At 73.6% G+C, this 314-nt stretch carries 1 protein-coding gene; it reads right to left on the minus strand.

The annotated features are described in order from the left end of the window. Window positions 1-314: NAD(P)-binding domain-containing protein (locus tag A33M_RS21070; protein WP_040622375.1), on the minus strand; the 314-nt coding region annotated here is incomplete at both ends.

The following is a 314-nucleotide window of genomic DNA, read 5'->3' on the forward strand; positions in this document are numbered from 1 at the left end:
GCCGAGCGCCTCGCCGACCATCCGCACGGTGCCCATGGTGTCGAGCACGGGCTTCACCGGAGCGATCTCGGCGGGCTTGCCGGCGGTGAAGATGGTGAGCTCGCCGGTCGCAGCGCGGGCGACGCCGCCGGTGACCGGCGCGTCGATCACCTTGGCACCTGCGGCGACCAGCCGCGCACCCTGCGCGGTGATGCTCGCCGGGCCGACCGTCGACATGATCACCCAGGTCTGGCCGGACACCTGGCCGGACGTTTGGCCGGACGTCTGGCCGAGCGCGCCGTCCACCACCTTGGCGAGCTGGTCGGGGGTCGCGA

It is taken from the genome of Rhodovulum sp. PH10 (assembly GCF_000293785.1).
Classification (GTDB): domain Bacteria; phylum Pseudomonadota; class Alphaproteobacteria; order Rhizobiales; family Xanthobacteraceae; genus Rhodoplanes.